Below are 23926 nucleotides of genomic sequence, written 5' to 3'. Positions count from 1 at the left end.
TCATGATTATGGTTTTTCGTCATCATATCTATCACCTCTAGTAGTAAGTACTAATTTTATTTTAAAAGAAAAAAGACGATAAACTAATTTGGGAGCAGAAAATTAGTAAGGTCTGACGCTCTTTTATATTCTCAAAAGAATGCCTTATTCTGGAGTACCTCAACAAACGCTGATATTAAAGGATTTTTCAAATTATAGATTAATTGATGGATACTTGATTCAAATCAAAAATAGTAGACAAAGTCGAAAAAATCGACTTTGTCTACAGTCTGACACCTTATCTATGATAAGGTGTTGTTAAGGTTTGAATTGGTCATCTAAAAATTTAACCGTTTCAAACATATTTGTTTTACTTGCCCCTTTGACTAAAATCGTATCGCCTGGCTTCACCATTTTCTTTAATAACGCATGCAAATCATCCTTCTGGAGAAAATGGTGTATATTTGATACAGGCATCCCTTTTTCTTTTGCCCCTTGCCCAATATCTTCTGTCCTAAATCCATACGTAATTAAGATATCAATATGTTTGTCATGAATATAAGCACCTAACTGTCGATATTGTTCCTCTCGTAAATCACCGAGCTCCCGCATTTGACCGATAATCGCAATCGTCCGTTTTTTTGCAATAGAGGATAATACGTCAACCGCAGCTCTAGCCCCTTGAGGATGTGAATGAACTGTATCGTCAATTACGGTAATATTGTAACGGCAATGATACAATGTTAGCCTACGAGGTGGCTTTTTAAATAACAGACCTGTTTTGATTTCCATTGGTGAGAAACCTAACTGATCGGCTACTGCAATAGCATTTAGTGCATTATAAACATGGTGTTCTCCTACTATTGGAATAAACAATTGCACTTCCTGCCCCGCTAATTTCATTTTAAAGGTCATGCCATCATCTTTATATTGGATATCATATGCCTTATAATCCGCATTCGTACGGATACCGACTGTCATGATTTTTCCTTTAAACTTATCTTTGATTAAATAATTGGAGTTTGCATCATCCTGATTCACAATTAATAAACCTTTTTGGTCCATACCTTGAATTAGCTCTGATTTCGCTTTCGCAACCCCTTTAATGTCACCATCAAAGTTTCCGACATGCGCCAACCCTATATTGGTCACAATACTAATATTCGGCTGAATGATGTTACAATGCTCTGTAATGACCCCTGGATAAGCCATACCGTATTCTAATACGACCGCTTGATGTGACTCGTTAATGAGCTCTGCATGCTTTTTAGTATGCTCTGTAGTATTCCAGTAATCTTTCGATTCAAAAATAGTCCACTTTTTAGATAAAATCGATGCTAAAAAGGCTTTAGATGTTGTTTTTCCAGCGCTTCCTGTAATAGCAATAATCGGCTTATGCAATTTGGCACCTGTTTTTCTTCTCTTCGCAGCCTGAATCGCTTCTTGAATTTCCTTTTGATGATGCGCCAAATATTTTGCATATTGAATCGTATGCTTCACGACATCTAATTCTAAGTAAAATGCAGGTGGACAGCCTGGTCGCCAGTTTACTTCATATATCCAAATTTTTTGGTTTTCATCTAATCCTACATCAATCCCAATTTCATCAATTACCTCTCCAAATTTCACCATTTGGATTTCATCTAAATGACGTGCCAATGACAAAGCAAAATGCTCGAGCATCCGCTTAATATTAAATGCCTCTTCCTGAAATTCTTGTTGTAAAAATGGCTCTAAATAGTTCGTGAAGCCTCCATTATTAATGTTTGGAATAATGGAGCCTGCGGGTGCTACTCTTGGATATACGGTCGTGATCACCCATTTTCCTTCACCATTTTTTTGCACATGCAATCGGAAATCAAACACTTGCCCTGATTTCATCATCGATTGGATATATGGTTGGATAATGAAGGTTTCTTGTGCCAACTGCTCTTTTAAAAAGAGATCTAGTTGCTCCTTTGTGTAACGCTCTTTACTTGTATCCTTTTGAACATCGTAGCCATTTCCTGCTGTTGAAATAAAATAAATCCCTTTCCCTTTACGACCTGTCATCGGTTTAAATACTACTTTTTTAAACGATGTAATATATTTATAAAATTGCGCTTCGGTTTTCACTACTTCAGTCGGAATCAAATAGTGCGCAAATTCCTTTGCTTCCTTTAATCGCTCTGTAATATTCCACTTATTACCAATAGAATGCGTTGTAAAAGGAATTTCCTTTTTCAGTTTTTGAATAATGTCTTTAGATATAGCTAGTTTTTCTGGGCTACCTGTATTATAAATTACATCAGGAAAAGGGACGGTTCGCTCTTGCCACTCACCATCCTCTAATACCTTCGCTTCAATGGTTCTAGTCGCGAAATTCACTGTATTCGGTGAGAAATAAAACAAGGATACCCCCTCTGCTTTTGCTACTGCTGCATATGCATACGATTTAATCACCGTTGTTGGATCTTTACGGTGATGTAACATACCTATCGTGGTCATCCAACACGCTCCCTTTCTTGTCTTACCATTTCGACTCCACATAAAATTTCCGTACTAATAAATCCGGATCTAACAATTGAATTGCTGTAATATAACGTAAATCTACCGTTGCCTTTGCAGTTGATTTTTCTAATCTCACAACGTCCTTTATCCTATTTGTCTCATTATCTTCTAAATCAAATGCGCGTAATAGAGACACTGTAATATACTTTGATTGCTTTTCGATTGCCTCAATCCGAAAATAGGTTGTTTCAATTTGAGCCGCGCCATCACTTAAACTTAATACCGTACCTTCTGTTGTGATAAGAAAAAAGGGGATCGTATCGCTACCCACTATGTCCATGAGTAAATGACCATAATATTTAGACCAGGAAGTTGTGAGTAAATCTTGAAATGTTTTGATATCCTCCAGCGCTTCGCATAAGAAAGAATGTTTTTGCTGTTCATTTTTCATTTTCTTCGTCCTCTCCTTCCTTGTCATTTATGATCTGTAAAACACGCCCCATTTATCTATAAGAAGGTTCTTTCTACGATATGAACAGCTAGTGAAAATGGCAATTTACAACGCCCAATCTGCATAACTTCCTAGCATTACATAAGGGGCTATAAAGTTGAACGAGAAAAAGAATGCCCTCATCAAGAGCAAGGTTTCTCAAAAAAAAATAAGCCTATTCTTTGAAAGAATAGACTTATTTATTGAAAATCTCTTATGCGTTTGCTTCTTCTAATTGTAAAACTTCTTCTTCATTTTCTTCGCTTGAAGCGTGATAAGCAGCTAAAACGATTTCTTGGATTTTATTGCGTGTTCCCGAGTTAATCGGATGGGCAATATCACGAAACTCCCCATCTGGAGTACGCTTGCTCGGCATCGCAACAAATAAACCCGAATTGCCATCAATCACTCGAATATCATGAACTACAAACTCATCGTCTAGTGTGATGGAAGCGATCGCGCGCATTCTGCCATCAGTTTGCACACGGCGTAATCTTACATCTGTTACTTCCATTCTTTCACCCCTCTCATCTAAGATGTCACCTTTTATGAGAGTTAATTTCTTCAAAAGATCTAAAATTCCTGCCTAAATTGAATAAAAATTGAAAATATTTTATTTTTTATGAAAAACAATGTCTTTTCCAGCAAGAATAGGACATATTGATGGGTACAATGATAGTTATGGGGGGCAGAAGAGGGGTAATTGGCAAGTTGAACCTTTCCAATCACCCCCCTTTTTATACGCTTATTTCACTAATGCAATGACTTCGATTTCTACTTTTACATCTTTCGGTAGACGTGCTACTTCGACAGCTGAACGAGCTGGCTTATGATTCCCGAAGTGCGTTGCATACACTTCGTTCATATCTACAAAATCATTCATATCCTTCATAAATACCGTTGTTTTGACAACTTGATCTAAAGATGTACCTGCTGCTGCCAGTACCGCCTTTAAGTTTTCAAATACTTGATTTGTCTGTTCTTTAATATCGCCTTCTACTAACTCACCTTGTGCAGTTAATGGAATTTGACCTGAAGAATAGAACATGTTATTGACGATAATCCCTTGTGCATAAGGACCAATCGCTGCTGGTGCATTTGTTGTTGATACTGTTTTCATGATAATCGCTCCTTTGAAAAATAGTTCCCTTCACTTAATGCAATCGTACGATCCTTCTCGTTTACTTCATGTAATTTCACTAAAGAATAGTAGTCATCAACAAGCGTTTCATCCGCATGCTCTGCTTCGACTAAAACAGCAATGCCTGCAAGCTCACAATCGAACTCTTCCAGTAAATTTTTCATTCCGTTCATCGTACCCCCGACTTTCATAAAATCATCGGTAATAAGCACACGCTGACCGCTCTTCATACTACGTTTTGATAATACCATCGTCTGAATACGACGAGAAGAACCCGATACATAATTAATACTGACGGTAGAACCTTCTGTTACTTTATTATCACGGCGAACTACAACGACTGGCACATTTAAATGACGTGCAATAGCATGGGCAATCGAAATCCCTTTCGTTGCAACTGTCATGATGACATCAATTTGCTTGTCTGCAAATGCGCTAGCAAAGACTTTTCCCACGCGATTCATTAAATCAGGATTACCTAATAAATCCGTCATAAACAAGTAGCCGCCTGGTAATAATCGATCTGACTGTCCAAGTTCTACCATCAATTCATGAATAATATTTTTTACTTCTTCATCTGACATTTTCGGGATATATTTTACCCCACCTGCTGCGCCAGGTACTGTCAGTAACAACCCGATTCCTTTTTCTTCAAAAGTTTCCTTTACAATCGTTAAATCCTCACTAATCGAGGATTTTGCGGCATTGTATAGATCAGAAAAATAAGTTAGCGGGATCAGCTGGTGTGGATGCTCAAGTAAATAGTAAGTCATATCAACAAGGCGTTCACTGCGCTTCCATTTCATGTGATCCTCTCCCATATATACATAATAAAAAGCATTCTTAAATACGAACTTTTAATAGGTAAATTACCATAATTATACGTATTTAGGCAAGTGGATTCCGCTCACCTAACATCCGCACAACATATACTTCTTCACAGAAACCACGTAAACCATTGTAAACTCGCGTCGCACGTGTTTCTGAATCAACAAGACCAAACACCGTCGGACCACTGCCACTCATAAGGACTGCATCGGCTCCGAAGCGCTGCATTTGCTCTTTAATTATCACCACTTCAGGGTGGAGCTTAAATGTTACAGTTTCCAAAACATTTCCTAAAGATGCACAGATTAACTCATAATTTTGCTGCTCAATCGCTTCAATCATTTGTTTTGTATTCGGGTGTTTGATGCCTTCTAATTTTAGTCCGCCATATACTTCGGCAGTTGAAACACCGATTTTTGGTTTTGCTAGTATGACCCAGCAAGTTGGTGGAGCCGGTAACTCTTCAATTTTCTCTCCACGCCCTGTCGCAAGGGCTGTACCACCATACACACAAAATGATACATCTGATCCAATTTTCGAACCGTGCTCTGCTAACTCATCTAGCGTTAAATTTAAATTCCACATATCATTCAAACCACGTAACGTAGCTGCTGCATCACTGCTACCACCTGCTAACCCTGCGGCGATTGGAATTTCTTTTTCAATTTTAATCGATACACCTTCTGCAATGCCGTATGTATCTTTCAAAAGCTTCGCTGCCTGGTAGGCAAAATTGCGCTCATCATCTGGCACAAAGCGATCAGCTGAAATAATTTTAATTTGACCATCTTGACGAGGCTCCAATCCAATACGGTCAGCTAAGTCAACGGTCGTCATAATCATTTCTACTTCATGGTAATGATCTGGGCGTTTATATAAAACATCTAATGTTAAATTAATTTTAGCGGGCGCCTTCACATAAAGCATGCCAAAATCCTCCTTACGTCTCGCAAATCCATTCGCGAATATCATGCCATTTATTTTACCATAGACAGCTACTTCGAACTTATGGAAAGTATTTAAACTTTTATATTAAGCGCATTTATTTACCTTTTACTATAAATATAATCGTATAAAAAGTTGATTTCCGCTCCATTCGGCTCGCTTTCCACGGGCATGGCTTCAGCCTCCTCGTCCCTCGGTGCTCCTGTCGCTACGCTTTCGTTGCAGAAAAACATTACTATTCCCGTAGGAGTCTCACCAATTCTGCTTCAATCAACTGGCAAGTCATTTTTAATCACATTTGACTAAAAAACACACGCTTCTATACAGGGAATATTTTAATAACCAATACACCTGCTTTTATATAAAAGAAATCCCCTCGAACAATTTCGCAGGGGATTCCTATATGTGTCAACCTTACTTCTCTTTTTGGTTGGCATTGGCTAGACCTTGCTCCGCCATTTCAATAGCACGTTTGACCATATTTCCGGCATCACGGGCTTTAATCCCGCCCCAACCTTCTCTTTCTACTACATCATAAAATCCGAGTTCTTTGGCAATCTCTTCTTTTAGACGTTGTGACATGATCTTCCCTTTCGCCATGCGTATGAACCTCCTCTTGAAAGTCTGGTTGACGCACATAGTATGTGAAGAGTAGTACACTTTATGCTTGGCTATAAATAGGCTACATATGTAAATCATACGAATGTGATACAAGCGTTTTGCATAACCTTCAATAAAAGATGAAAAACACCCATTAGCAATGAGTGTTTCATCTAAACATATAAATAAAACTAGGCATTACTTTGCGACAGCCATTGTGTCGTCTAAAAAAGTAATTTCGACTGCTTCGGTTAAAATATCTGTGTAGCTATAAGACACACGTTTACACGAATTGTCTTCTTGGTCAAGTTCAACAACGAATACGGCACGATACGTTTCGCTTAGTACGCCTTGGCACTCAACTGTTTTCTTGCGACCTCCGTTTGCTCGTAATTGCAAACGTTTCCCCAAATGACACTCCAACGACTTTTTAATGTCGGCTAACGTTTTTGGCATTTTCGCATACACCTCACTACTAAAAAGTGTACCACAAACCGCCTATATAGTCAACAAATTATAATATTTTATCACCTAACAATTATATTCGTCAACTTTTTCTTGTAAAAAAAATAGCGTATTTTATGTGAAATTCATATTATTGACGATTGCAAAAATGCGGATATAGTGCATCTGCTAAGCGACCAAACTCTTCAATCGTCAATGTTTCGCCTCGTCGTGTCGGCTCAATACCACTCATTTCCAACGCACTCAAAATAGCTTCTTTATTTTTCTTACCATTTTGAAGACCTGCTTGTAAGTTATTAAAAATCGTTTTACGGCGTTGTGCAAATGATGTACGTGTAACCTCAAATAGGAAGTCCTCATCAATTACGTTGACAGGTGGCGTATCGTGTTTAATCAGCCGAATAACAGCGGAATCCACATTCGGTTGTGGCATAAACACCGTTTTCGGTACAATCATCGCAATTTCAGCTGTACAGTAATATTGAATGGCGATAGATAATGAGCCATACTCTTTTGTTCCTGGCTTTGCTGTAATACGGTCTGCTACCTCTTTTTGCATCATGACAACAAATCCTCGAATCGGCAGCCGGTCATTTAGTAACTTCATTAAAATCGGTGTCGTTACATAGTAAGGTAAATTCGCAACTACCATAATATCGTTTACATGCGCCATCTCTTCCTGGATGACTTTTACTACATCTGCTTTTAATATATCAGAATGCACGATTTTTACATTATCATACGGGCTTAATGTGTCTTCTAGCACAGGTAGTAAACGTTGATCAATCTCAAATGACACTACTTTTTTTGCTGCGCGTGCTAAATGCTCTGTTAACGCCCCAATTCCTGGCCCTACTTCAATCGCACCACTGTCTTTTGTTAAATTTGCATGACTGACAATATTGCGTAAAATATTGGGGTCAATTAAAAAGTTTTGTCCTAGACTTTTCTTAAATGAGAATCCATATTTCGTTAAAATTTCTTTCGTACGAATCGGTGTTGCAATATCTTTATACATGTTTTTCCTCCTGATCTAACTGTACTATAGCTTCCTTAAATTGCTCTTCTGTAATTTGAAACATAATCAGGCGCTTATGTAGCTGCTTGCCGTTCGTCATACCAATATTTAAAATGTCTCCAAGTCGATTACGACGTTCTTTTGATTGAGGATGCCCAATCAATTTCGCTAGCATTAAATCTTCCAGTGTAATTTTCTCTTCAAAATACATGCTTGTATTTACTGTATACACATTACGCAATGCTATACGGATATCTTCATCACTGGCATGCTCAATCCCTAAACCTTTTCCATTCTTCGCAATTGTTTTCTCCTTTGCTAAAAAGGCATGTTTCACACCCGGTATACGCTCTTCAATAATCGCGCGGATGCGACGTCCTGGATAATCTGGGTCTGTAAATACGATGACACCACGCTTCTTTTGGGCATGTTCAATGCGACGAAGCGTTTCTTCTGAAATGGCAGAACCATTTGTCTCAATTGTATCGGCGCCAACTGCACGCTTAATGGCCACTGTATCGTCCTTGCCCTCTACAACAATAATTTCTTGTATGTTCAAAGTATATCCTCTTTTCCCTCAAGCTTCTTTTGACATTTTAACATAGGTGTATTATTTAAACACACGAAAAAAGCTTTCCCGCCAGTCAAAACGGGAAAGCATATTCATTTTGAAATACTCTTATTTAGTTTACTAACATCTATATTAATTATCTAATTTACATTAGAAAAGTTGTAAAATTTTGATCTTTAAATATTTATACTAACTGCGTCTTGCATAAACTAGCTCATACTATGCTTGATTGAATTTGATAGCTGCTATTTCTATCACCCATGCTTAGGCAACGAGAAACTTAGCTTATGCTAACATAAGCACTACAATAGAAATGTACGTTCTATGACCTTCACAAATAAATAGCCAACTTGCTAATTTAACACTTTAATACGTACTTTTTTGCGCCCCCAGCTTTTCGCTGCAGACTTTGATGAAACTAATATATCAATTTTATTGCCTTTAATGGCGCCGCCAGTATCAGCTGCGACGGCATAACCATAGCCTTCAACCCAAACCTTTGAACCTAACGGAATCACATTTGGGTCCACAGCAACTACTTTCATATTTGGATTTGCTTTTATATTAAGACCTGTAGCAGTAATCCCTGTGCAACCATTACAGCCGGCTGTATAAGCTGTTGCTGTTACATAAAATTCTTTTCCACCAGCTGGCGCCGAAGAATTATTACGTGATACAGAGGCTGTTACAACTTTCGTACCAACTGCTACTACTTTTGTTGTTGGTTCTTTTATTATTTTTTCAGATTTTAATGCTTTCGTTACAATTTTGCCGTTTTCTTTTACGACTTCATATGTTCGTTCAACCGTACCTTTTTGACCTGCTGTAACGACTTGTTCTTTTCCCTTCAATATCGAAGAATCATTTTTCTTTTCAACTGCGAAATCGATTGATTCTTCCACCACATCGGTAACTTTTTCTACGCGAACAACTGCGATTTTATCGTTTGGAGTGATAACGTCCTCCATGTTTTTTTCGACACGATCAAATTCGTCTAATGTAATACCTTGTTGTTTCAAAAAGTTAGCGACCGTAGTCGAAGTGGACCATACTTGTCTCTCTTCTAAGCCATCGACAAGCGTTAACTGAAACGCCTTTTGAATATCGATTTTGTTATCTGCTCCTACTTCTGTATCTAAGCCGCGTGATAATTTATCATGCTCCGCTACTTCAATATTTGCTTCTTCCAAAATGTTCTTCACTACTTTTTCAGTTGTCCAAATATTTGACTGATTTCCATCAACTGAAATAAAGATTTCTTCTGCCTGTTCCCAAGTAATTGTCATTCCGCTGACAATCTTAGTGTCCAGTGAGGGGGATACTTTATCATATTCTGCCACAGTGATATCCTGTGAAGCTAACAATTCTGCAACCGTTTGTGCATGTGTTGCTAATTCTATTTGTTCTCCATTTGCATTTACTACAACGGATGTTTTCGTTCCTTGATATAAAACGAATAAAATTACTGTTACAAACAGGATAAGTGATAATATTCTTACCGCTGTTTGCTTACGCCTCAATGAACTAAAGAACAGGTTTTTCATGGTGTCATTTGACATGAAAAAACGCCTCCTTAATACTCGTTGGATTATACGGGCTTGATTTATAGCTGTCAACCCTCATTCCCGTATGTACATTTTTACAACTGCTTGTAAACCTTTTCAAACGTAGCATTGGAGGCGTGTTCATAATTTAGTCACAAATTTTAAAAAAGCGCTTTGCATTTTCCGTTGTTGCTTTTGCCACATGTTCTACCGGGAGTTCCTTGAGACGGGCAATTTCTTCGGCAACGAGTGGCACAAAACAAGGTTCATTTCGCTTCCCTCGATACGGGTGAGGAGCCAAATAAGGTGCATCCGTCTCGATTAGTAGATGCTCTAACGGAATTTCTTTCGCTACTTCTTTTGGTTGGCGTGCATTTTTAAATGTCACAGGCCCACCTAGACTAATCATAAAATTCATTGCAATGCATTCACGGGCCGTTTCTATACTCCCGCCATAGCAATGCATAATGCCACCAACAGATGCTGCATTTTCTTCACGTAAAATACGTACGACATCCCCTGTTGCCTCACGATTATGAATAATAATCGGCAAGTTACACTTTTGCGCTAGCTGTATTTGCTTTCGGAACCAATATTCTTGGATATCCTTTGGTGACTTGTCCCAGTAATAGTCTAGTCCTGTCTCACCAATTCCGACAACTTTTGGATGCTTGGCTAACATTTCAATCCATTCAAGCGCTCCATCCGTACAGTCAATCGCATCTACCGGGTGCCAACCAATTACCGCATAGATAAAGTCATATTCATCTACAAGCTTCATCGCGCGTTCAATTGTTTTACGATCAAATCCAATCACAATCATTTTCTCTACGTTTGCTTGTAACGCTCGATCAATTACTTCCTGTAAATCTTCCTCGTACTGATCTGCATTTAAATGTACATGTGTGTCAATATAAGAAGCCATTTTCTCTCTCCTACCCTGTATTGTAATCGAATAAAATATTTCCTACTTTTCAGGAATATTTCATTTTCATTACTCACTTATTTATTTTGTAATAATGTACGCCATACATTTTATAGGAATAAGGTTTAACCAGCTAAAAACTCCCATTTAAAGGGTTTTTAACTATATCAGAATAACTTTTAACCATCATTTATTCCTCATGATAAAAAGTCTGTCGAACGCTTGATTGTTCAACAGACTTTTTTCAACAAATTACTTTACTTTTGCACCGTTTTCTAATTTCGGATCAACCGTTGCAAGTGTTAAAACGCCCTCATGAGAACCCGCTAAAATCATTCCCTGTGATAATTCTCCACGTAATTTTACAGGTTTTAAATTCGCAACAACAATGACTTTTTGCCCTACTAATTGTTCAGGTGTATAATGCTCTGCAATGCCTGATACAACTTGGCGTTGTTCATAGCCAAGGTCTACTTGTAACTTTAATAATTTATTGGCTTTTGGCACAGGCTCACAAGCTGTGACTGTCGCTACACGCAAATCTACTTTCATGAAATCATCGATTGTGATTTCTGGTACTTCAGATACTTCTGTTACCTCATTTTTTGTTTCTACTTGCGGCGTTTGGATGCTCGCTTGCATTTGTTCACGAATATAGGCAATTTCTACTTCCGACTCTAAGCGAGGGAAAATCGGTATACCTTTTTCTACCACTTTTGTGTTTACCGGAATAATATTTCCGAACGTTAAAATAGACTCCCATGTTAACAAATGATCATCTAAACCAAGCTGTTCTGCTATACGTTTTGGCGATGATGTCATAAATGGTTGTAACATGACTGCAATATGACGTAAGCTTTCTGCTAAATTTGCCATGACAGCAGCTAACTTCGGCTTGTCTGCCTCATCTTTCGCTAATACCCAAGGAGATGTTTCATCAATATATTTATTTGTACGTGATACAAGTGACCAAAGTTCAGATAATACAACACTAAATTGCATTTTCTCCATGCTTTCTTCATATTTAATACGTACTTCTTCTGCATGCGCTTTTAATGCTGCATCAAACTGTGTTGGTTCTAAATTTTCTGTTGGAATGAACCCGTCAAAATATTTATTCATCATCGATACAGTACGGTTTAATAAGTTGCCTAAATCATTCGCTAAGTCGAAATTTGTTCGTTCCACAAATGATTCTGGTGAGAATACACCATCTGAACCAAATGGCAGCTCACGTAGTAAGAAATAACGTGTTGCATCTAACCCGTAACGTTCTACAAGCATTTCTGGGTATACAACATTTCCTTTTGACTTCGACATTTTCCCATCTTTCATCATAATAAAACCATGGGCGAATACTTTTTTCGGTAATGGTAAACCTAAAGCCATCAGGAAAATCGGCCAGTAAATTGTGTGGAAACGCACAATGTCTTTTCCTACTACATGCACATCAGCTGGCCAATACTTATTGAATAGCTCTTCGTTGTCTGAACCATAGCCAAGTGCCGTAATATAGTTGGATAAAGCGTCTACCCATACGTAAATAACATGCTTTGGATCGCCAGGTACTTTAATGCCCCAGTCAAATGACGTACGAGAAACGGATAAATCTTCTAAGCCAGGCTTAATAAAGTTGTTAATCATTTCATTCTTACGAGATTCTGGTTCAATAAATTCGACATTTTCTTCATAGTACTTCAGTAATTTATTGGCATATTTTTTCATATTAAAGAAGTAAGATTCTTCTTTAACTGTTTGGACAGCACGACCACAATCTGGACATTTGCCGTCTACTAATTGCGTCTCTGTATAATATGACTCACATGGCACACAATAAAGTCCTTCATATTCGCCTTTATAGATGTCGCCATTGTCTAAAAAGTGTTTAAAAATCTTTTCAACACTTTGTTTATGACGCTCTTGCGTCGTTTGGATAAAGTCATCATAAGAAATATCCATCAGTGACCATAGCTTTTTCGCAGCATCCGCAATCTCATTTACGTACGCTTGAGGATGTTTACCTACTTCTTGTGCTTTTTCTTGGATTTTTTGTCCATGCTCGTCCATCCCTGTTAGAAAGCGTACATCGAAACCACGTAAACGCTTGTAACGTGCGATTGTATCCGATGCAACCGTTGTATACGCGGTACCAATGTGGAACTTACCGCTTGGATAGTAAATAGGGGTTGTTATATAAAAAGTTTTTTGTTCGTTCACTAGAACTGCCTCCATTTGTTTCACAGTATAGTACTTATTCTAACGAAGTCCGAAATTCGTTTCAATGAAAGATTATTAAGAAAACACATTCGTCATTATATTGTGTCATTTAGCTACTCAGTAACATACAGTTTGTTACCAATAGCTATATATTAGTCATATCTATCCCTATTAGAAAGAAAAAATTTACTTTGTCGAAAAAAAACCAAATGAAAAGGAAAATATTTTTCAGAAAATTAGGTCTTTTTTGGATTTATATAGTAAAAATCTTTAATTTGTTGTACTTAGTTGTTTATTTTGATAAAAAATTCACATCAATTTAATATTTTCAGTATTAATTAATTGACGTTTATGGCATTACTTGGTATGATTTATCGTAGACAAGGAATTGATGTCGAATTTTGACGAATTATTATATTAATCTTAGGAGGAAATATTTTCATGAAATCTACAGGTATTGTTCGTAAAGTCGATGAGTTAGGTCGTGTAGTAATCCCTATCGAACTTCGTCGTACATTAGGCATTGCTGAAAAAGATGCATTAGAAATTTACGTTGATGATGACAAAATCATCCTAAAAAAATACATGCCTAATATGACTTGTGCGGTAACAGGTGAAGTTTCTGACGATAACTTCCGTCTTGTTGGAGGAAAATTAATTTTAAGTCCAGAAGGCGCAGAAATGTTAGTGAAAGAAATTCAAAACAACTTAAAAAAATAATCTACATGTTTAAAGGGCCACCCTTCTGGAAAGGTAGCCCTTCTTTTTATTTATTGATGATATTCGTTATACACATCACGCTTCGATACACCACGTAATTTTGCGACTTCTTTAATTGCTTCTTTTGAACTTACATGAGTTTCTTCTATTATATAGTTGATATGTTCAATAACCGTCATCGATGCCCAACTATTTTCTTCTTCTTCTTGTTCACCAAAGGGATTCCCCTCCACAACAACAACAAATTCACCGCGAATCTCATATGATTCTGCCCATTCTATTGCCTCTTCAATCGTCCCACGTAAAAATTCTTCAAATTTCTTTGTTAATTCACGTGCTAAAACAAGTCGGCGATTCCCAAATACGAGATGCAAATCTTTCAATGTATCTTTTAAACGGTGTGGTGCCTCATAAAATAAAATCGTTTCTTCGCGTCTTGCTAGCTTTTCCAACTGTAAACGGCGTTCTTTTTTATTCCGATTCAAAAAGCCGAAAAAATAAAATGGCTGCGGCACTAATCCCGAAGCAATCAATGCCGTTAGTGCTGCATTTGCTCCTGGTATCGGTACAACGGCAAAATCTTCAGCAAGTGCTTTTTCAACAATATCGGCACCTGGATCTGAAATACAAGGTAGGCCCGCATCGCTTACAAGTGCAACTGATTTCCCTTCTCGTAAATACGACAGTAACTTCTGTCCACCCGTTTCTACATTATGCTCATGATAGCTCACAAGTGGTGTCGCAATCTCAAAATAGTTACACAGTTTTTTTGTGTTACGTGTATCTTCTGCTGCAATAACATCCACTTCTTTTAAAATGCGCAATGCACGAACCGTCATATCTTCTAAATTGCCTATAGGGGTAGCAACTAAATATAAACAAGCATTGCTTTCATGCTGGCTACTCTTTTGTGATTTCATGTGCTTTGCTCCTTATATAATTCCATTTTTCACTGCGCTTTAATTGTTTAAATGCATATTCTTTTCGCATGGCTTCTTGTTTAGACTCAAAGGTTTCATAGTAAATACATTTTACAGGTGTACGTACTTTCGTATACTTAGCACCTTTCCTTGCATTATGTGTAGCGATACGCTTTTCTAGATGATTCGTATAGCCTGCATATAAAGTGTGATCATTACATTCTAGCACGTAGAAATAGTGTTTATTCTCCATAAAGCATGACTCGAATCTCTTCTGTATATTCATTATTCTCTTGATACACAAAAAGAGGCGGTAAGATTTTTAAGCCTGGCTTACCATCTTTAATCGCTTCAATTAATAGTGTGTTCGCCTCTTTGCCAGACTTCGGATAGATGAATTGCATACGCTTTGGTTCTAAGCGGTTAGCACGCATCGCTGTGATAATATCTAGTAAACGCTCAGGTCTATGGACAAAGGCTGCCTTGCCACCTTGCTTTAATAAGCGACTTGCCGAATATACGGCTTCTTCTAAAGTTAAATGCAACTCATGACGTGCGATAGCATAATGCTCACTCACATTTTTATCGCTTAATTCATGTGCTAAAAAATACGGTGGGTTACATGTCACAGTATCGTATTTCTCAATACCAAGCTCACTCGGTGCAGTTTTCACATCACCTAGTTTCATCTCAATTTGTGCTTCTAACTTGTTATACGCTATACTACGGCATGCCATATCATATAATCTCGGTTGCAATTCAACCCCCATAATTTTAGCATTCGTACGCGCACTTAAAAATAATGGAATGACACCATTTCCTGAACACAAGTCCACGATAACTCCTCGTTTTGGTACGGAAACAAAGCGAGAAAGTAACACAGCATCTAGTGAAAAGGAAAAAACAGATGGACTTTGAATAATACGCAAGTCCTCCGCTAGTAAATAATCTAAGCGCTCATCATCCTTTAACCACTCGTTCATAACTAACTCCTTCCAATTTCGAAAAGGCACATTCAATTGGATACCTCTTTATTCGTAAGAAAAGACTGACCCCCTGTATAAGTAGGAAGCAGCCTTTTTATTAACTATTTTCTTTATTTAAAAACGATAGACAAAACAAGCAATCTTCACCTTTGCGTGAGCTTCCAAAATGAACATGACAAACGTGAAATCCTTCATGATAAAGACGTGCCAAGTTATCATATCCTTCTCCTATATCCAATGCACTACCCTTCTTCTTGCTTTTCACAACGGGTTTCTCATTGGATAAAAGCTCTTCTAGACGCTTTCGTAGATGAAGGTTTTCCGTTTGAAGTGTCTGATGTTCCTCCATCATATGCGCAACAAAATGCTTTAAAGCACCGAATTGTTGCTGCATTGATTCGAGTTGCTTTTCGAACTCCATAACAGTATCTAAAAAATTACGGTCCTTCACTCAAGCCACCCCATTAAGTTTCTATCTAGATCAGATTTTTTTCAACCTCTAACAACTCTTCTAGTGAGTATTCCGCAGCGCGTTCTTGCTCCTGCAAATAAACTTGAATTAAGCGCTCTAAAACATTCAGTCCAATCACCTTGCCTGGTCCATCTGGCGTTATTGTAATATCGCCGATGTCTGGCATTCCTTCTTTTGCCACTTCATAATCATCGTTTTCATATTTTAAGCAGCACATTAAACGACCGCAGAGCCCGGAAATTTTGGTCGGGTTAAGCGATAAATTTTGATCTTTTGCCATTTTAATGGATACCGGATCAAAATCTCCTAAAAATGTAGAACAACAAAGCATACGTCCACATGGACCAATTCCACCAAGAAGTTTTGCCTCATCACGGACTCCAATTTGGCGTAATTCGATACGTGTACGGAATACAGAAGCTAAATCTTTTACAAGTTCGCGGAAGTCAACACGTCCTTCAGCTGTAAAATAAAAAATAATCTTATTGCGGTCAAATGTATATTCAACATCTACAAGCTTCATATCTAAGCTATGCTCAATAATCTTCACATTTGCTAAGTCAAATGCTCGCTTTGACTCTAATAAATTTTCATCCACTTGAATTCGATCCCGCTCGTCTGCTGGACGAACGACTTGTTTGAGTGGTAATACAACATCATGTTCATCTACTTGCCGAATTGGGACGACTACTTTCCCGTATTCAATCCCACGTGCTGTTTCAACAATTACATACTGACCTACCTCTAGTATGTAAGCAGCTGGATCGAAATAATATATTTTACCCGCCTTCTTAAAGCGGACTCCGACTACATTATACAAATGTATATCCCTCCTGCAAATTCAGCACTAGCTGTTCCATCAGTAACGCTCGATTCATATTGCGCTGCAAGTTGGCTCGTGCTTGTAAAACCGCCTGCATTTGACTTGACAATCGCTCGTAAGTTGTATGCAAGGCCATTTCCTTAAAGTTGTATAGCATATCTGGATATGTACAAACTGCATCAGGATTAGCCTTAATTGCAACAATATCGCGATAAGCAAATAGCAGTAAGTCTAATACTTGCTCCATATCACTTTTTTCTTTAAACGAAGGAAGCCAGTCTTCATGTACGAGCAGTAATGCTTCATGTACATTATGTCTAACTGTCTCTACTAATTTTAACACTGTTTTTCTCGCATGTGCAAACTGCTCATCATTTGCGAGCATCATTGCTGTTTCTAACTCATTTGTAATTATGCTCACTGTCGAAGCCATTGAATGCGTAACCCCTTGCTCTACAAGGCGTTCCATTAAAATTTGGCGTGGTACTTTTGAAAATTTAATATGTTGACATCTTGAACGAATGGTTGGCAATATGCCTTGAATTTGTTCTGTCAATAAGATGGCCGTCACTTCACCATCTGGCTCTTCTAAAAACTTAAGTAACATATTAGCGGATGCCGTATTTAACTTATCTGCATGATGTATCACATAAATTTTACGACCACTTTCTACCCCTGTCATCATCATTTCTGCAATGAGATCTCGGATTTGGTCAATTTTAACAAACTGACCTTCTGGCTCTATTTGTTTTATATTTGGATGATTACCTGAATCAATTCGAATACAATGTCGGCACGTTTCACATGGAACATTTTCTAGCGGATTTTCACATAACAAAAGCTTTACAAAAAATGTCATGACATCACGTTTTCCTGTACCTCTTTCGCCGTCAAATATATAGGCATGCGCCATTCTGTTTTTTTCATAAATTGTTTGGAGCTGTTTCATTACGATAGGTTGCAATGCTTTTAGCTCTTCCACTTGTCGTACCATCTATTTCACCTCTAACGCCCATTATGAACGTTCTATCCATTACACCTAGCGTAATTGCGTCCAGATTGGGCTTTGTGCAACTTCGTTTGTGGACTTTCATTCAGATTAGTAAACTTGTGAAATAGTGAAGCTACACTGTTTTCACAAATATCAACCGTATATTTGACCAGAGCCTTTAGAAAAAACCCCGTGTCCACACACGATAAAGACACGGGTTCTACATATATAGGTTAATTAATAAACCTTTAATTTCACCTATTTTATCTAATAAATCAATCGTTTCTTTCTCTTCATTTAAAATATCTTGGGCAAGCTCAACAAGATGTTCATCCACTGTTTCTACAATTTTTAAACGTCGTCCTTCACCAAATCGATTCCAAGTATGGGATTGCTTCATTTCTAAACCATAGTCTACCGCTTCTTGTAAAAAACGCTTTACAAGCATTTTAAAGCGTGTTAACTCTCGCAGATTTCGCGAACGTGCTACACGGTCCCCAGCAGCGGAAATATCACCAAGTAGACGTGTTAGCTGCTCGGTTTGCATTTTAGATCCTTGCTTGACAACCATATCGCCAAATCGTGCACTATTTTGGTTTGACTGTCGCACTTCATTTTGGTTCAGAAAACCAACCCGCGTATCACGATTAATTTTCATAGCAATCTCTCCTCCATCTTAAAAATGGTGGAACTGTTCAATTGGTAATACGAACACTGTTGCTCCGCCAACTTCCACTTCAACTGGGTAAGGTATATACGAATCAGCATTTCCACCAAGTGGAGATACAGGGGCCACCATTTGCTCACGTGAACGACAATTATCTCGTATAACGTCCAATAGTTGTGGAATACGTTCATCATCTACACCGATTAAAAATGTCGTATTTCCAGAACGTAAAAACCCACCTGTACTTGCCAGTTTTGTCGCACGAAAATCATGTTTCGTTAAGGCATTCGCTAGGCGATTACTATCCTGATCTTGAACTACCGCTACGACTAACTTCACTCACATTCACCCTTTCAGTTGAATAGATATTATTATTATATCATATTAGCTGTGCACACTTCATTTACTTTTCCTTTAGCAGTTCCTTTAAAATACCACAAGTAGCCTCTATCACCTGATCTAACGGCTGACTTGCATCGATTATAATGATACGTTCTGGGTCCTCTTTTGCTAATTGCAAGTAACCCTTCCGTACTTTCTCATGAAAGGCTAGCTCTTCATTATCTAAGCGGTTGATTTCATCTGTTCGATTTGCAGCAATTCGCGCCAGTCCAATCGATGGCTCCAAATCAAATAAAATCGTCTTATCTGGCATATGCGTACCAATTGCAAATTCATTAATTCTACGTACGGCCTCTATCCCTAAATTACGCCCTATCCCTTGATAAACTAATGATGAATCAATAAAACGATCACATAACACATGCTGACCTTCTTCAAGTGCTGGTTGTACTTTCTCATAAAAATGTTGACTGCGTGCTGCAGCATATAATAATGCCTCGGTGCGCGCGTCCATCGCCGTGTGGGCTGGATTTAAAATAATCTCACGGATTTTCTCAGCAATTTCAATCCCACCTGGTTCACGTGTTGCTAATACTTCTATATTTTCATGTTGAAGCCGTTCAACGATTGCTTTTAATACAGATGTTTTTCCTGCACCTTCTGGCCCTTCAAATGTAATAAATAAATTTCCTACCATTTTGTTATATTCCTCCAACGACTACTTTAGTACCTGAATGAAACGCTCCTCTAAACGATGCGTTCCTTGAAATGTAGCACCAATTGCAAGCAATTCTTCCAACTGACTTAACTTTCCTACTGTAATTTTTTCACCTGGTACAAATAATGGAATGCCCGGCGGATATGGAATAAGCATACCTGCAGCGATACGACCAATCGCACGCATATACGGAATCCATTCTTTCTCCATCATATCTACCTCATCAAATGACATATTCGGTCTGATGATTGGTGCCATTTCATATTGCCTGCTTGCAACGGTAAAGCCATTCCCCTCTTTCTTTTTCAATTGAGCAACGGCATTTTTCACACGAATGCGAATATCTGCGTAAGGGTATACTTCTCCATGTTTTAATAACGGTAAAACTGCCAGTACTTGCTCAATATCCGCAAGTTCCACATATAATTCACTTTCCTCCAGGGCTGCTTTTAATTCCATACCCGTGTACCCCGGCAGACGAATACATACTTTTAACGGGTCATCTGCCTCTATTACTTCTAATGATGGAATCGAACGCAATGATTCAATCCATTGATTTCGCTTTTCTAAACAGTATACTGCATCACTTTCCATGTATTTGCTAATATAATGCCTCGCATCATCCAAGGAAGCTAATAATAAATAAGAAGGACTACTAGATTGCAGCATCCGTAAGTAATGATTAATTTTACTATTCGACACAAGTGTTGATTTCACATGCATAAAGGATGCCATTGTCATAGCAGGAAGCGTTTTATGTGCCGATTGAACAACGACATCTGCGCCTAAATCGAGCGCAGATGTTGGAAATCGTTCACTTGCCGTAAAATGAGCACCATGCGCCTCATCTACTAGCACTGGTATATTTTGTGCATGACAAAGCGCAATTTGCTCTTTTAAATCTTTTGCTACTACACCATAATACGTTGGATATGTAAGAACGAGTGCTTTTCCTTCTGGATGTTGTTTCAATGCTTCTTTTACGGTGTCAAGTGGTACTGCACCCGCTGATTTTGTATCCTCATCCCACTCTGGCGCTAAATAGATCGGTTTCGCTCCAACTAACTCGATTGCATGAAAAACAGATTTATGCGCATTGCGTTGAACAAAAATCGTATCGCCACGTTTACAAGTAGCATAAATCATCGCTAAATTCCCTACAGTCGAACCATTGACTAAAAAAAAGCTATAATCTGCTCCATACGTTTTGGCTAATAATTTTTGCGCTTCCTCAATTGCCTCTTCTGGATAGTGAAAATCATCTAATCCCGTTAGCTCTGTTACATCGTATATTAACGCCTTTTTCAAAAGCTTTGGTAATGCCGAAATGCGTCCATTTTTGTGTCCTGGTACATGCAAAGACTGCGGTTCTTTTTCCACAAACCTTTGTAGTGCCTCTACAAGCGGTCGCTCGCTTTTCATGTCGTTTCACTCCGTTCATTGTTCTTCTTTTATTATATCGTAAAGCCTGCTGTGTAATCTGCATAATAATAAGTGACACATATGTTATAATAAATCCATCATCCTATGATAGAGGTGAAATCAAATGAAACTAATCGTATTTGGTGCAACAGGCGGTGTCGGGCAAGAATTTGTGAAAATGGCAACAAAACAAGGACATAAAGTAACAGCTTTCGTCCGTACGCCTGAAAAGTTGCATACAAAAGTAGAGGTGAATGTTATTCAAGGAGATGCCTTTGATGCGGCTGCAGTTGCTCAGGCAATCAACGGACATGATGCTGTTATATCATGTATTGGTTCAACAGCAGGACCCGAAAAACATACATCGATTCAAAAAATGGGAAGAAATATCGCAGACGGTATGGAAGCAGCAGGGGTTAAACGTATTGTATACTGTGCATCAGCAGGGATAAATGGTGAAATTCCAGGCATTTCAGGCAAGATGGTGATGAAAATGCTAGAAAAACCTTTAAAAGATCACCGTGCAGCACTAGATTATATCCTTGCAAAAGATGTCATTTATACAATCGCTCGTCCAATGGGCTTAAAAAATACGCCACTAGAGCTTGATTACGTAGAATCATTTGATAGCGTACCTCATACTGCCCGTTCAATCCCACGCGCAAGCGTAGCCCATTTCCTATTAAAAGCATTAACAGACGAAAAATACGAAAATCAATCTGTTGGGCTTGCTAGTGCAAAATAAGACGATGCATTGTATTTTGGAGCTGATTAAACGTATTCCATATACTTAATAATAGTAAAACAGGTAGAGAAAAGTGATTCGTTTTTCTCTACCTGTTCCCTAGATAACCCAATATTATTTATATCTTCATTTTAGAAATAACATTTGTTGTTAATTCTTTTGTTGTCATTGGTAAAACGGCTTAACATCGTATCCATTCTCTTCTAAATGATAGCGAATCGTTTTATCCACTAAGAAATGGGCTGAGCCAACGACAACGAAATATGTTCCTTTTTCTTTATCCTCTAATAAGGCCATAATCTTCTCAGCCATTTTTTGATCTCTTAAACCAATTAATGCTTTATTAAACTCTGAAGGTTCACCTTCTATAACTTGCATACTCTTTGCAAAACTTTCAATATCTCCATTTTCCCAATGATTAAACCAGTCCTGAATGAGCCCATACTGACTTTCCTCATTCGGTTCTAGAATACTATCAAGTGTTTCTACTAAATAGTCTTCCTGCCCCTCAGGTGATAAGCCTTCAAACATATCTACTTGAGTTTTAATACCTTCTAATTCTATAATTGGCTTTTCCTGTAGGAGTGCACTTAATAGAAAATAATTATCTACTCCATAATTATTCATTTCTTCAACAGAAATTCCGAAAAATTCACTTAATGATAATCCAGTTAAAGTGCTTGATAACGTCCAAGGTTTTTGCATGATTAATTGTTCTAATGGTAAATTGTGCTTTTGTGCAACCTTTTCAATTTTTGCATATGTCTCTTCACTTACAGCATCTTTAATTGTTATCCCTTCTTCATACATTGCTTTTTCTATTAAATATTGAATTCCTTCTGAATCATAGAGATTAGCTTCCACTAAAAGAGCATCAGATTGATTGAAAGCTGTTAATAATTTTTCATTGAACGGATATAATTCCGGTATTCCTACGTGAATTGAACCTAATAAGTAAACGACTGTATCATCGTTCTCCACTACCCACGCTACACCTTTACCACCTTTTTGTGCGAGATGATATGTATCTTTTACTAGTCGAACAGCTAGAATTACTGCTTGTTCCGTCGTTGCACTTTTTTCTAATTGTAACCCTTTACTAGAGCCTCGTAATACCTTGCGTTCCTTCAAATAATCTACTGCTTCGTTGCCAACAGGTAAATCATATTGAGCCACAATATTATAAAGTCTATTGATGATATCTCCTCTAGAGTTATCCTCTTTATAGCTAACAGGCTTATAATTTTTATTCTTCTCAAGATTTAATGCCGCAATTTTTTTCTCTGTTAATGATAATAAGGTATTTAATCTTTCTAATGAAATCTCACTTCTAAAACCGTCATAATACCATTCCATTGGAAAAATGCCGAACTTTTCACCTTCGTGTAGTGCCTCTATTGCCCACTCACTTATATCAGGTGTTTGTTGCTCAGCAGCCATTGCTGGGATGATCATGGAAAGCATCATTATCATCGCAAGGAATGTAGCTACCGTACTCTTAAATAATTTTTTCATTGCAGACTCCCCTTTTATTTTATTTCTTCTAACTATAAAATCTCCCTAAAAAATATAGGGAAACTCCAAAAATAGAATACGCCTTTTTACTAATAGCAATGGAGTAAACATATAAAATTATATAATATTCACACCATTTAATAAACCATAATATTACATTTTAAGTAATATTATGGTTTATTAAGGCGATGGTATGTAAGGGGATGATGCTTTCATCTAGACATAGACGATTTTTTACGATAATTGTTCTATATAGTACCCAATTTTATTCTTTCCTATAAAAAGAAAAAAGACCCGATATCATCGAGTCTTTTATGTGCCTAGCGACGTCCTACTCTCACAGGGGGAAGCCCCCAACTACCATCGGCGCTAAAGAGCTTAACTTCCGTGTT

Annotated in this window: 26 protein-coding genes and 1 rRNA gene; 2 read left to right on the top strand and 25 right to left on the bottom strand. The window is 37.8% G+C overall.

Annotation, left to right across the window (positions count from 1 at the left end; all coding sequences use genetic code 11):
• Nucleotides 1-297: 297 nt before the first annotated feature.
• The 13 genes from AC3II9_RS20885 to metG form a co-directional block, all read right to left on the bottom strand.
• On the bottom strand, nt 298-2466 hold the full coding sequence (locus AC3II9_RS20885) for a YheC/YheD family protein (RefSeq protein ID WP_489158576.1): 2169 nt from the start codon (nt 2464-2466) through the stop codon (nt 298-300).
• A gap of 22 nt (nt 2467-2488) precedes the next feature.
• Nucleotides 2489-2920, bottom strand: coding sequence for a hypothetical protein (locus AC3II9_RS20880; protein WP_489158575.1), 432 nt, complete (start codon nt 2918-2920; stop codon nt 2489-2491).
• 253 nt (nt 2921-3173) lie between these two features.
• The gene (gene spoVG, locus AC3II9_RS20875) at nt 3174-3473 is read right to left on the bottom strand and encodes a septation regulator SpoVG (protein WP_489158573.1); all 300 of its coding nucleotides are present in this window, start codon (nt 3471-3473) and stop codon (nt 3174-3176) included.
• Nucleotides 3474-3704: 231 nt separating this feature from the next.
• Nucleotides 3705-4079: a RidA family protein gene (locus AC3II9_RS20870; RefSeq protein WP_489158571.1), complete on the bottom strand. Its 375-nt coding sequence runs from the start codon at nt 4077-4079 to the stop codon at nt 3705-3707.
• Nucleotides 4076-4906, bottom strand: coding sequence for a pur operon repressor (gene purR, locus AC3II9_RS20865; protein WP_489158569.1), 831 nt, complete (start codon nt 4904-4906; stop codon nt 4076-4078). Before purR ends, AC3II9_RS20870 begins: the two co-directional genes overlap by 4 nt.
• Nucleotides 4907-4988: 82 nt before the next feature.
• Nucleotides 4989-5855: a 4-(cytidine 5'-diphospho)-2-C-methyl-D-erythritol kinase gene (gene ispE / locus AC3II9_RS20860; RefSeq protein ID WP_391376453.1), complete on the bottom strand. Its 867-nt coding sequence runs from the start codon at nt 5853-5855 to the stop codon at nt 4989-4991.
• 432 nt (nt 5856-6287) lie between these two features.
• Complete coding sequence (locus AC3II9_RS20855; RefSeq protein WP_489158567.1) at nt 6288-6473, bottom strand: small, acid-soluble spore protein, alpha/beta type; 186 nt, start codon at nt 6471-6473, stop codon at nt 6288-6290.
• A gap of 198 nt (nt 6474-6671) precedes the next feature.
• On the bottom strand, nt 6672-6929 hold the full coding sequence (gene veg / locus AC3II9_RS20850; RefSeq protein WP_391376447.1) for a biofilm formation stimulator Veg: 258 nt from the start codon (nt 6927-6929) through the stop codon (nt 6672-6674).
• A 139-nt stretch (nt 6930-7068) separates the two neighbouring features.
• Nucleotides 7069-7956 (bottom strand): 16S rRNA (adenine(1518)-N(6)/adenine(1519)-N(6))-dimethyltransferase RsmA, encoded by an 888-nt coding sequence (gene rsmA, locus AC3II9_RS20845; protein ID WP_489158564.1) that lies wholly within the window; start codon nt 7954-7956, stop codon nt 7069-7071.
• Nucleotides 7949-8515 (bottom strand): ribonuclease M5, encoded by a 567-nt coding sequence (rnmV, locus tag AC3II9_RS20840; protein WP_489158562.1) that lies wholly within the window; start codon nt 8513-8515, stop codon nt 7949-7951. The genes rsmA and rnmV overlap by 8 nt, the downstream gene beginning before the upstream one ends.
• A gap of 365 nt (nt 8516-8880) precedes the next feature.
• Complete coding sequence (locus tag AC3II9_RS20835) at nt 8881-10086, bottom strand: resuscitation-promoting factor (RefSeq protein WP_489158560.1); 1206 nt, start codon at nt 10084-10086, stop codon at nt 8881-8883.
• Nucleotides 10087-10219: 133 nt separating this feature from the next.
• Nucleotides 10220-10996: a TatD family hydrolase gene (locus AC3II9_RS20830; RefSeq protein WP_489158558.1), complete on the bottom strand. Its 777-nt coding sequence runs from the start codon at nt 10994-10996 to the stop codon at nt 10220-10222.
• Between the two features lie 252 nt (nt 10997-11248).
• A complete protein-coding gene (gene metG, locus AC3II9_RS20825) occupies nt 11249-13228 on the bottom strand; it encodes a methionine--tRNA ligase (protein ID WP_489158580.1) in 1980 nt (659 codons plus the stop codon).
• A gap of 420 nt (nt 13229-13648) precedes the next feature.
• Between metG and abrB the strand changes: the two genes are divergently transcribed.
• Nucleotides 13649-13933 carry a transition state genes transcriptional regulator AbrB gene (gene abrB, locus AC3II9_RS20820; RefSeq protein ID WP_489158578.1) on the top strand — a complete coding sequence of 95 codons (285 nt, stop codon included), beginning with the start codon at nt 13649-13651 and terminating at the stop codon, nt 13931-13933.
• Nucleotides 13934-13983: 50 nt separating this feature from the next.
• Here the strand turns inward: abrB and rsmI are convergent, their stop codons facing one another.
• The 10 genes from rsmI to AC3II9_RS20770 form a co-directional block, all read right to left on the bottom strand.
• The gene (gene rsmI / locus AC3II9_RS20815) at nt 13984-14853 is read right to left on the bottom strand and encodes a 16S rRNA (cytidine(1402)-2'-O)-methyltransferase (protein ID WP_489158556.1); all 870 of its coding nucleotides are present in this window, start codon (nt 14851-14853) and stop codon (nt 13984-13986) included.
• The gene (locus AC3II9_RS20810) at nt 14834-15106 is read right to left on the bottom strand and encodes a GIY-YIG nuclease family protein (protein ID WP_489158554.1); all 273 of its coding nucleotides are present in this window, start codon (nt 15104-15106) and stop codon (nt 14834-14836) included. Before AC3II9_RS20810 ends, rsmI begins: the two co-directional genes overlap by 20 nt.
• The gene (locus tag AC3II9_RS20805) at nt 15096-15836 is read right to left on the bottom strand and encodes a tRNA1(Val) (adenine(37)-N6)-methyltransferase (RefSeq protein WP_489158552.1); all 741 of its coding nucleotides are present in this window, start codon (nt 15834-15836) and stop codon (nt 15096-15098) included. The genes AC3II9_RS20810 and AC3II9_RS20805 overlap by 11 nt, the downstream gene beginning before the upstream one ends.
• 100 nt (nt 15837-15936) lie before the next feature.
• Nucleotides 15937-16290 (bottom strand): DNA replication initiation control protein YabA, encoded by a 354-nt coding sequence (gene yabA, locus AC3II9_RS20800; RefSeq protein WP_391376421.1) that lies wholly within the window; start codon nt 16288-16290, stop codon nt 15937-15939.
• 25 nt (nt 16291-16315) lie between these two features.
• Nucleotides 16316-17131 (bottom strand): PSP1 domain-containing protein, encoded by an 816-nt coding sequence (locus tag AC3II9_RS20795; protein ID WP_489158550.1) that lies wholly within the window; start codon nt 17129-17131, stop codon nt 16316-16318.
• Nucleotides 17124-18128: a DNA polymerase III subunit delta' gene (holB, locus tag AC3II9_RS20790; RefSeq protein ID WP_489158548.1), complete on the bottom strand. Its 1005-nt coding sequence runs from the start codon at nt 18126-18128 to the stop codon at nt 17124-17126. Before holB ends, AC3II9_RS20795 begins: the two co-directional genes overlap by 8 nt.
• Nucleotides 18129-18345: 217 nt before the next feature.
• Nucleotides 18346-18783 (bottom strand): YaaR family protein, encoded by a 438-nt coding sequence (locus AC3II9_RS20785; protein ID WP_489158546.1) that lies wholly within the window; start codon nt 18781-18783, stop codon nt 18346-18348.
• An 18-nt stretch (nt 18784-18801) separates the two neighbouring features.
• On the bottom strand, nt 18802-19131 hold the full coding sequence (locus AC3II9_RS20780; RefSeq protein WP_391376411.1) for a cyclic di-AMP receptor DarA: 330 nt from the start codon (nt 19129-19131) through the stop codon (nt 18802-18804).
• A 64-nt stretch (nt 19132-19195) separates the two neighbouring features.
• Nucleotides 19196-19831, bottom strand: a complete 636-nt coding sequence (tmk, locus tag AC3II9_RS20775) for a dTMP kinase (protein ID WP_489158544.1) — start codon at nt 19829-19831, stop codon at nt 19196-19198.
• A 21-nt stretch (nt 19832-19852) separates the two neighbouring features.
• The gene (locus AC3II9_RS20770; RefSeq protein WP_489158542.1) at nt 19853-21274 is read right to left on the bottom strand and encodes an aminotransferase class I/II-fold pyridoxal phosphate-dependent enzyme; all 1422 of its coding nucleotides are present in this window, start codon (nt 21272-21274) and stop codon (nt 19853-19855) included.
• A gap of 124 nt (nt 21275-21398) precedes the next feature.
• Between AC3II9_RS20770 and AC3II9_RS20765 the strand changes: the two genes are divergently transcribed.
• Nucleotides 21399-22019 (top strand): NAD(P)-dependent oxidoreductase, encoded by a 621-nt coding sequence (locus AC3II9_RS20765; protein ID WP_489158540.1) that lies wholly within the window; start codon nt 21399-21401, stop codon nt 22017-22019.
• Nucleotides 22020-22184: 165 nt separating this feature from the next.
• On the opposite strand, the gene AC3II9_RS20760 is transcribed toward AC3II9_RS20765, so the two are convergent.
• Nucleotides 22185-23534, bottom strand: a complete 1350-nt coding sequence (locus AC3II9_RS20760) for a TraB/GumN family protein (protein ID WP_489158538.1) — start codon at nt 23532-23534, stop codon at nt 22185-22187.
• A gap of 318 nt (nt 23535-23852) precedes the next feature.
• Nucleotides 23853-23926: ribosomal RNA gene (gene rrf / locus AC3II9_RS20755) — 5S ribosomal RNA — on the bottom strand; the annotation flags it as partial.

This window comes from Lysinibacillus sp. RU7 (assembly GCF_057837305.1).
Note: the sequence above shows the minus strand (reverse complement) of the source record. Positions and strands in the feature narration are given on the sequence as shown.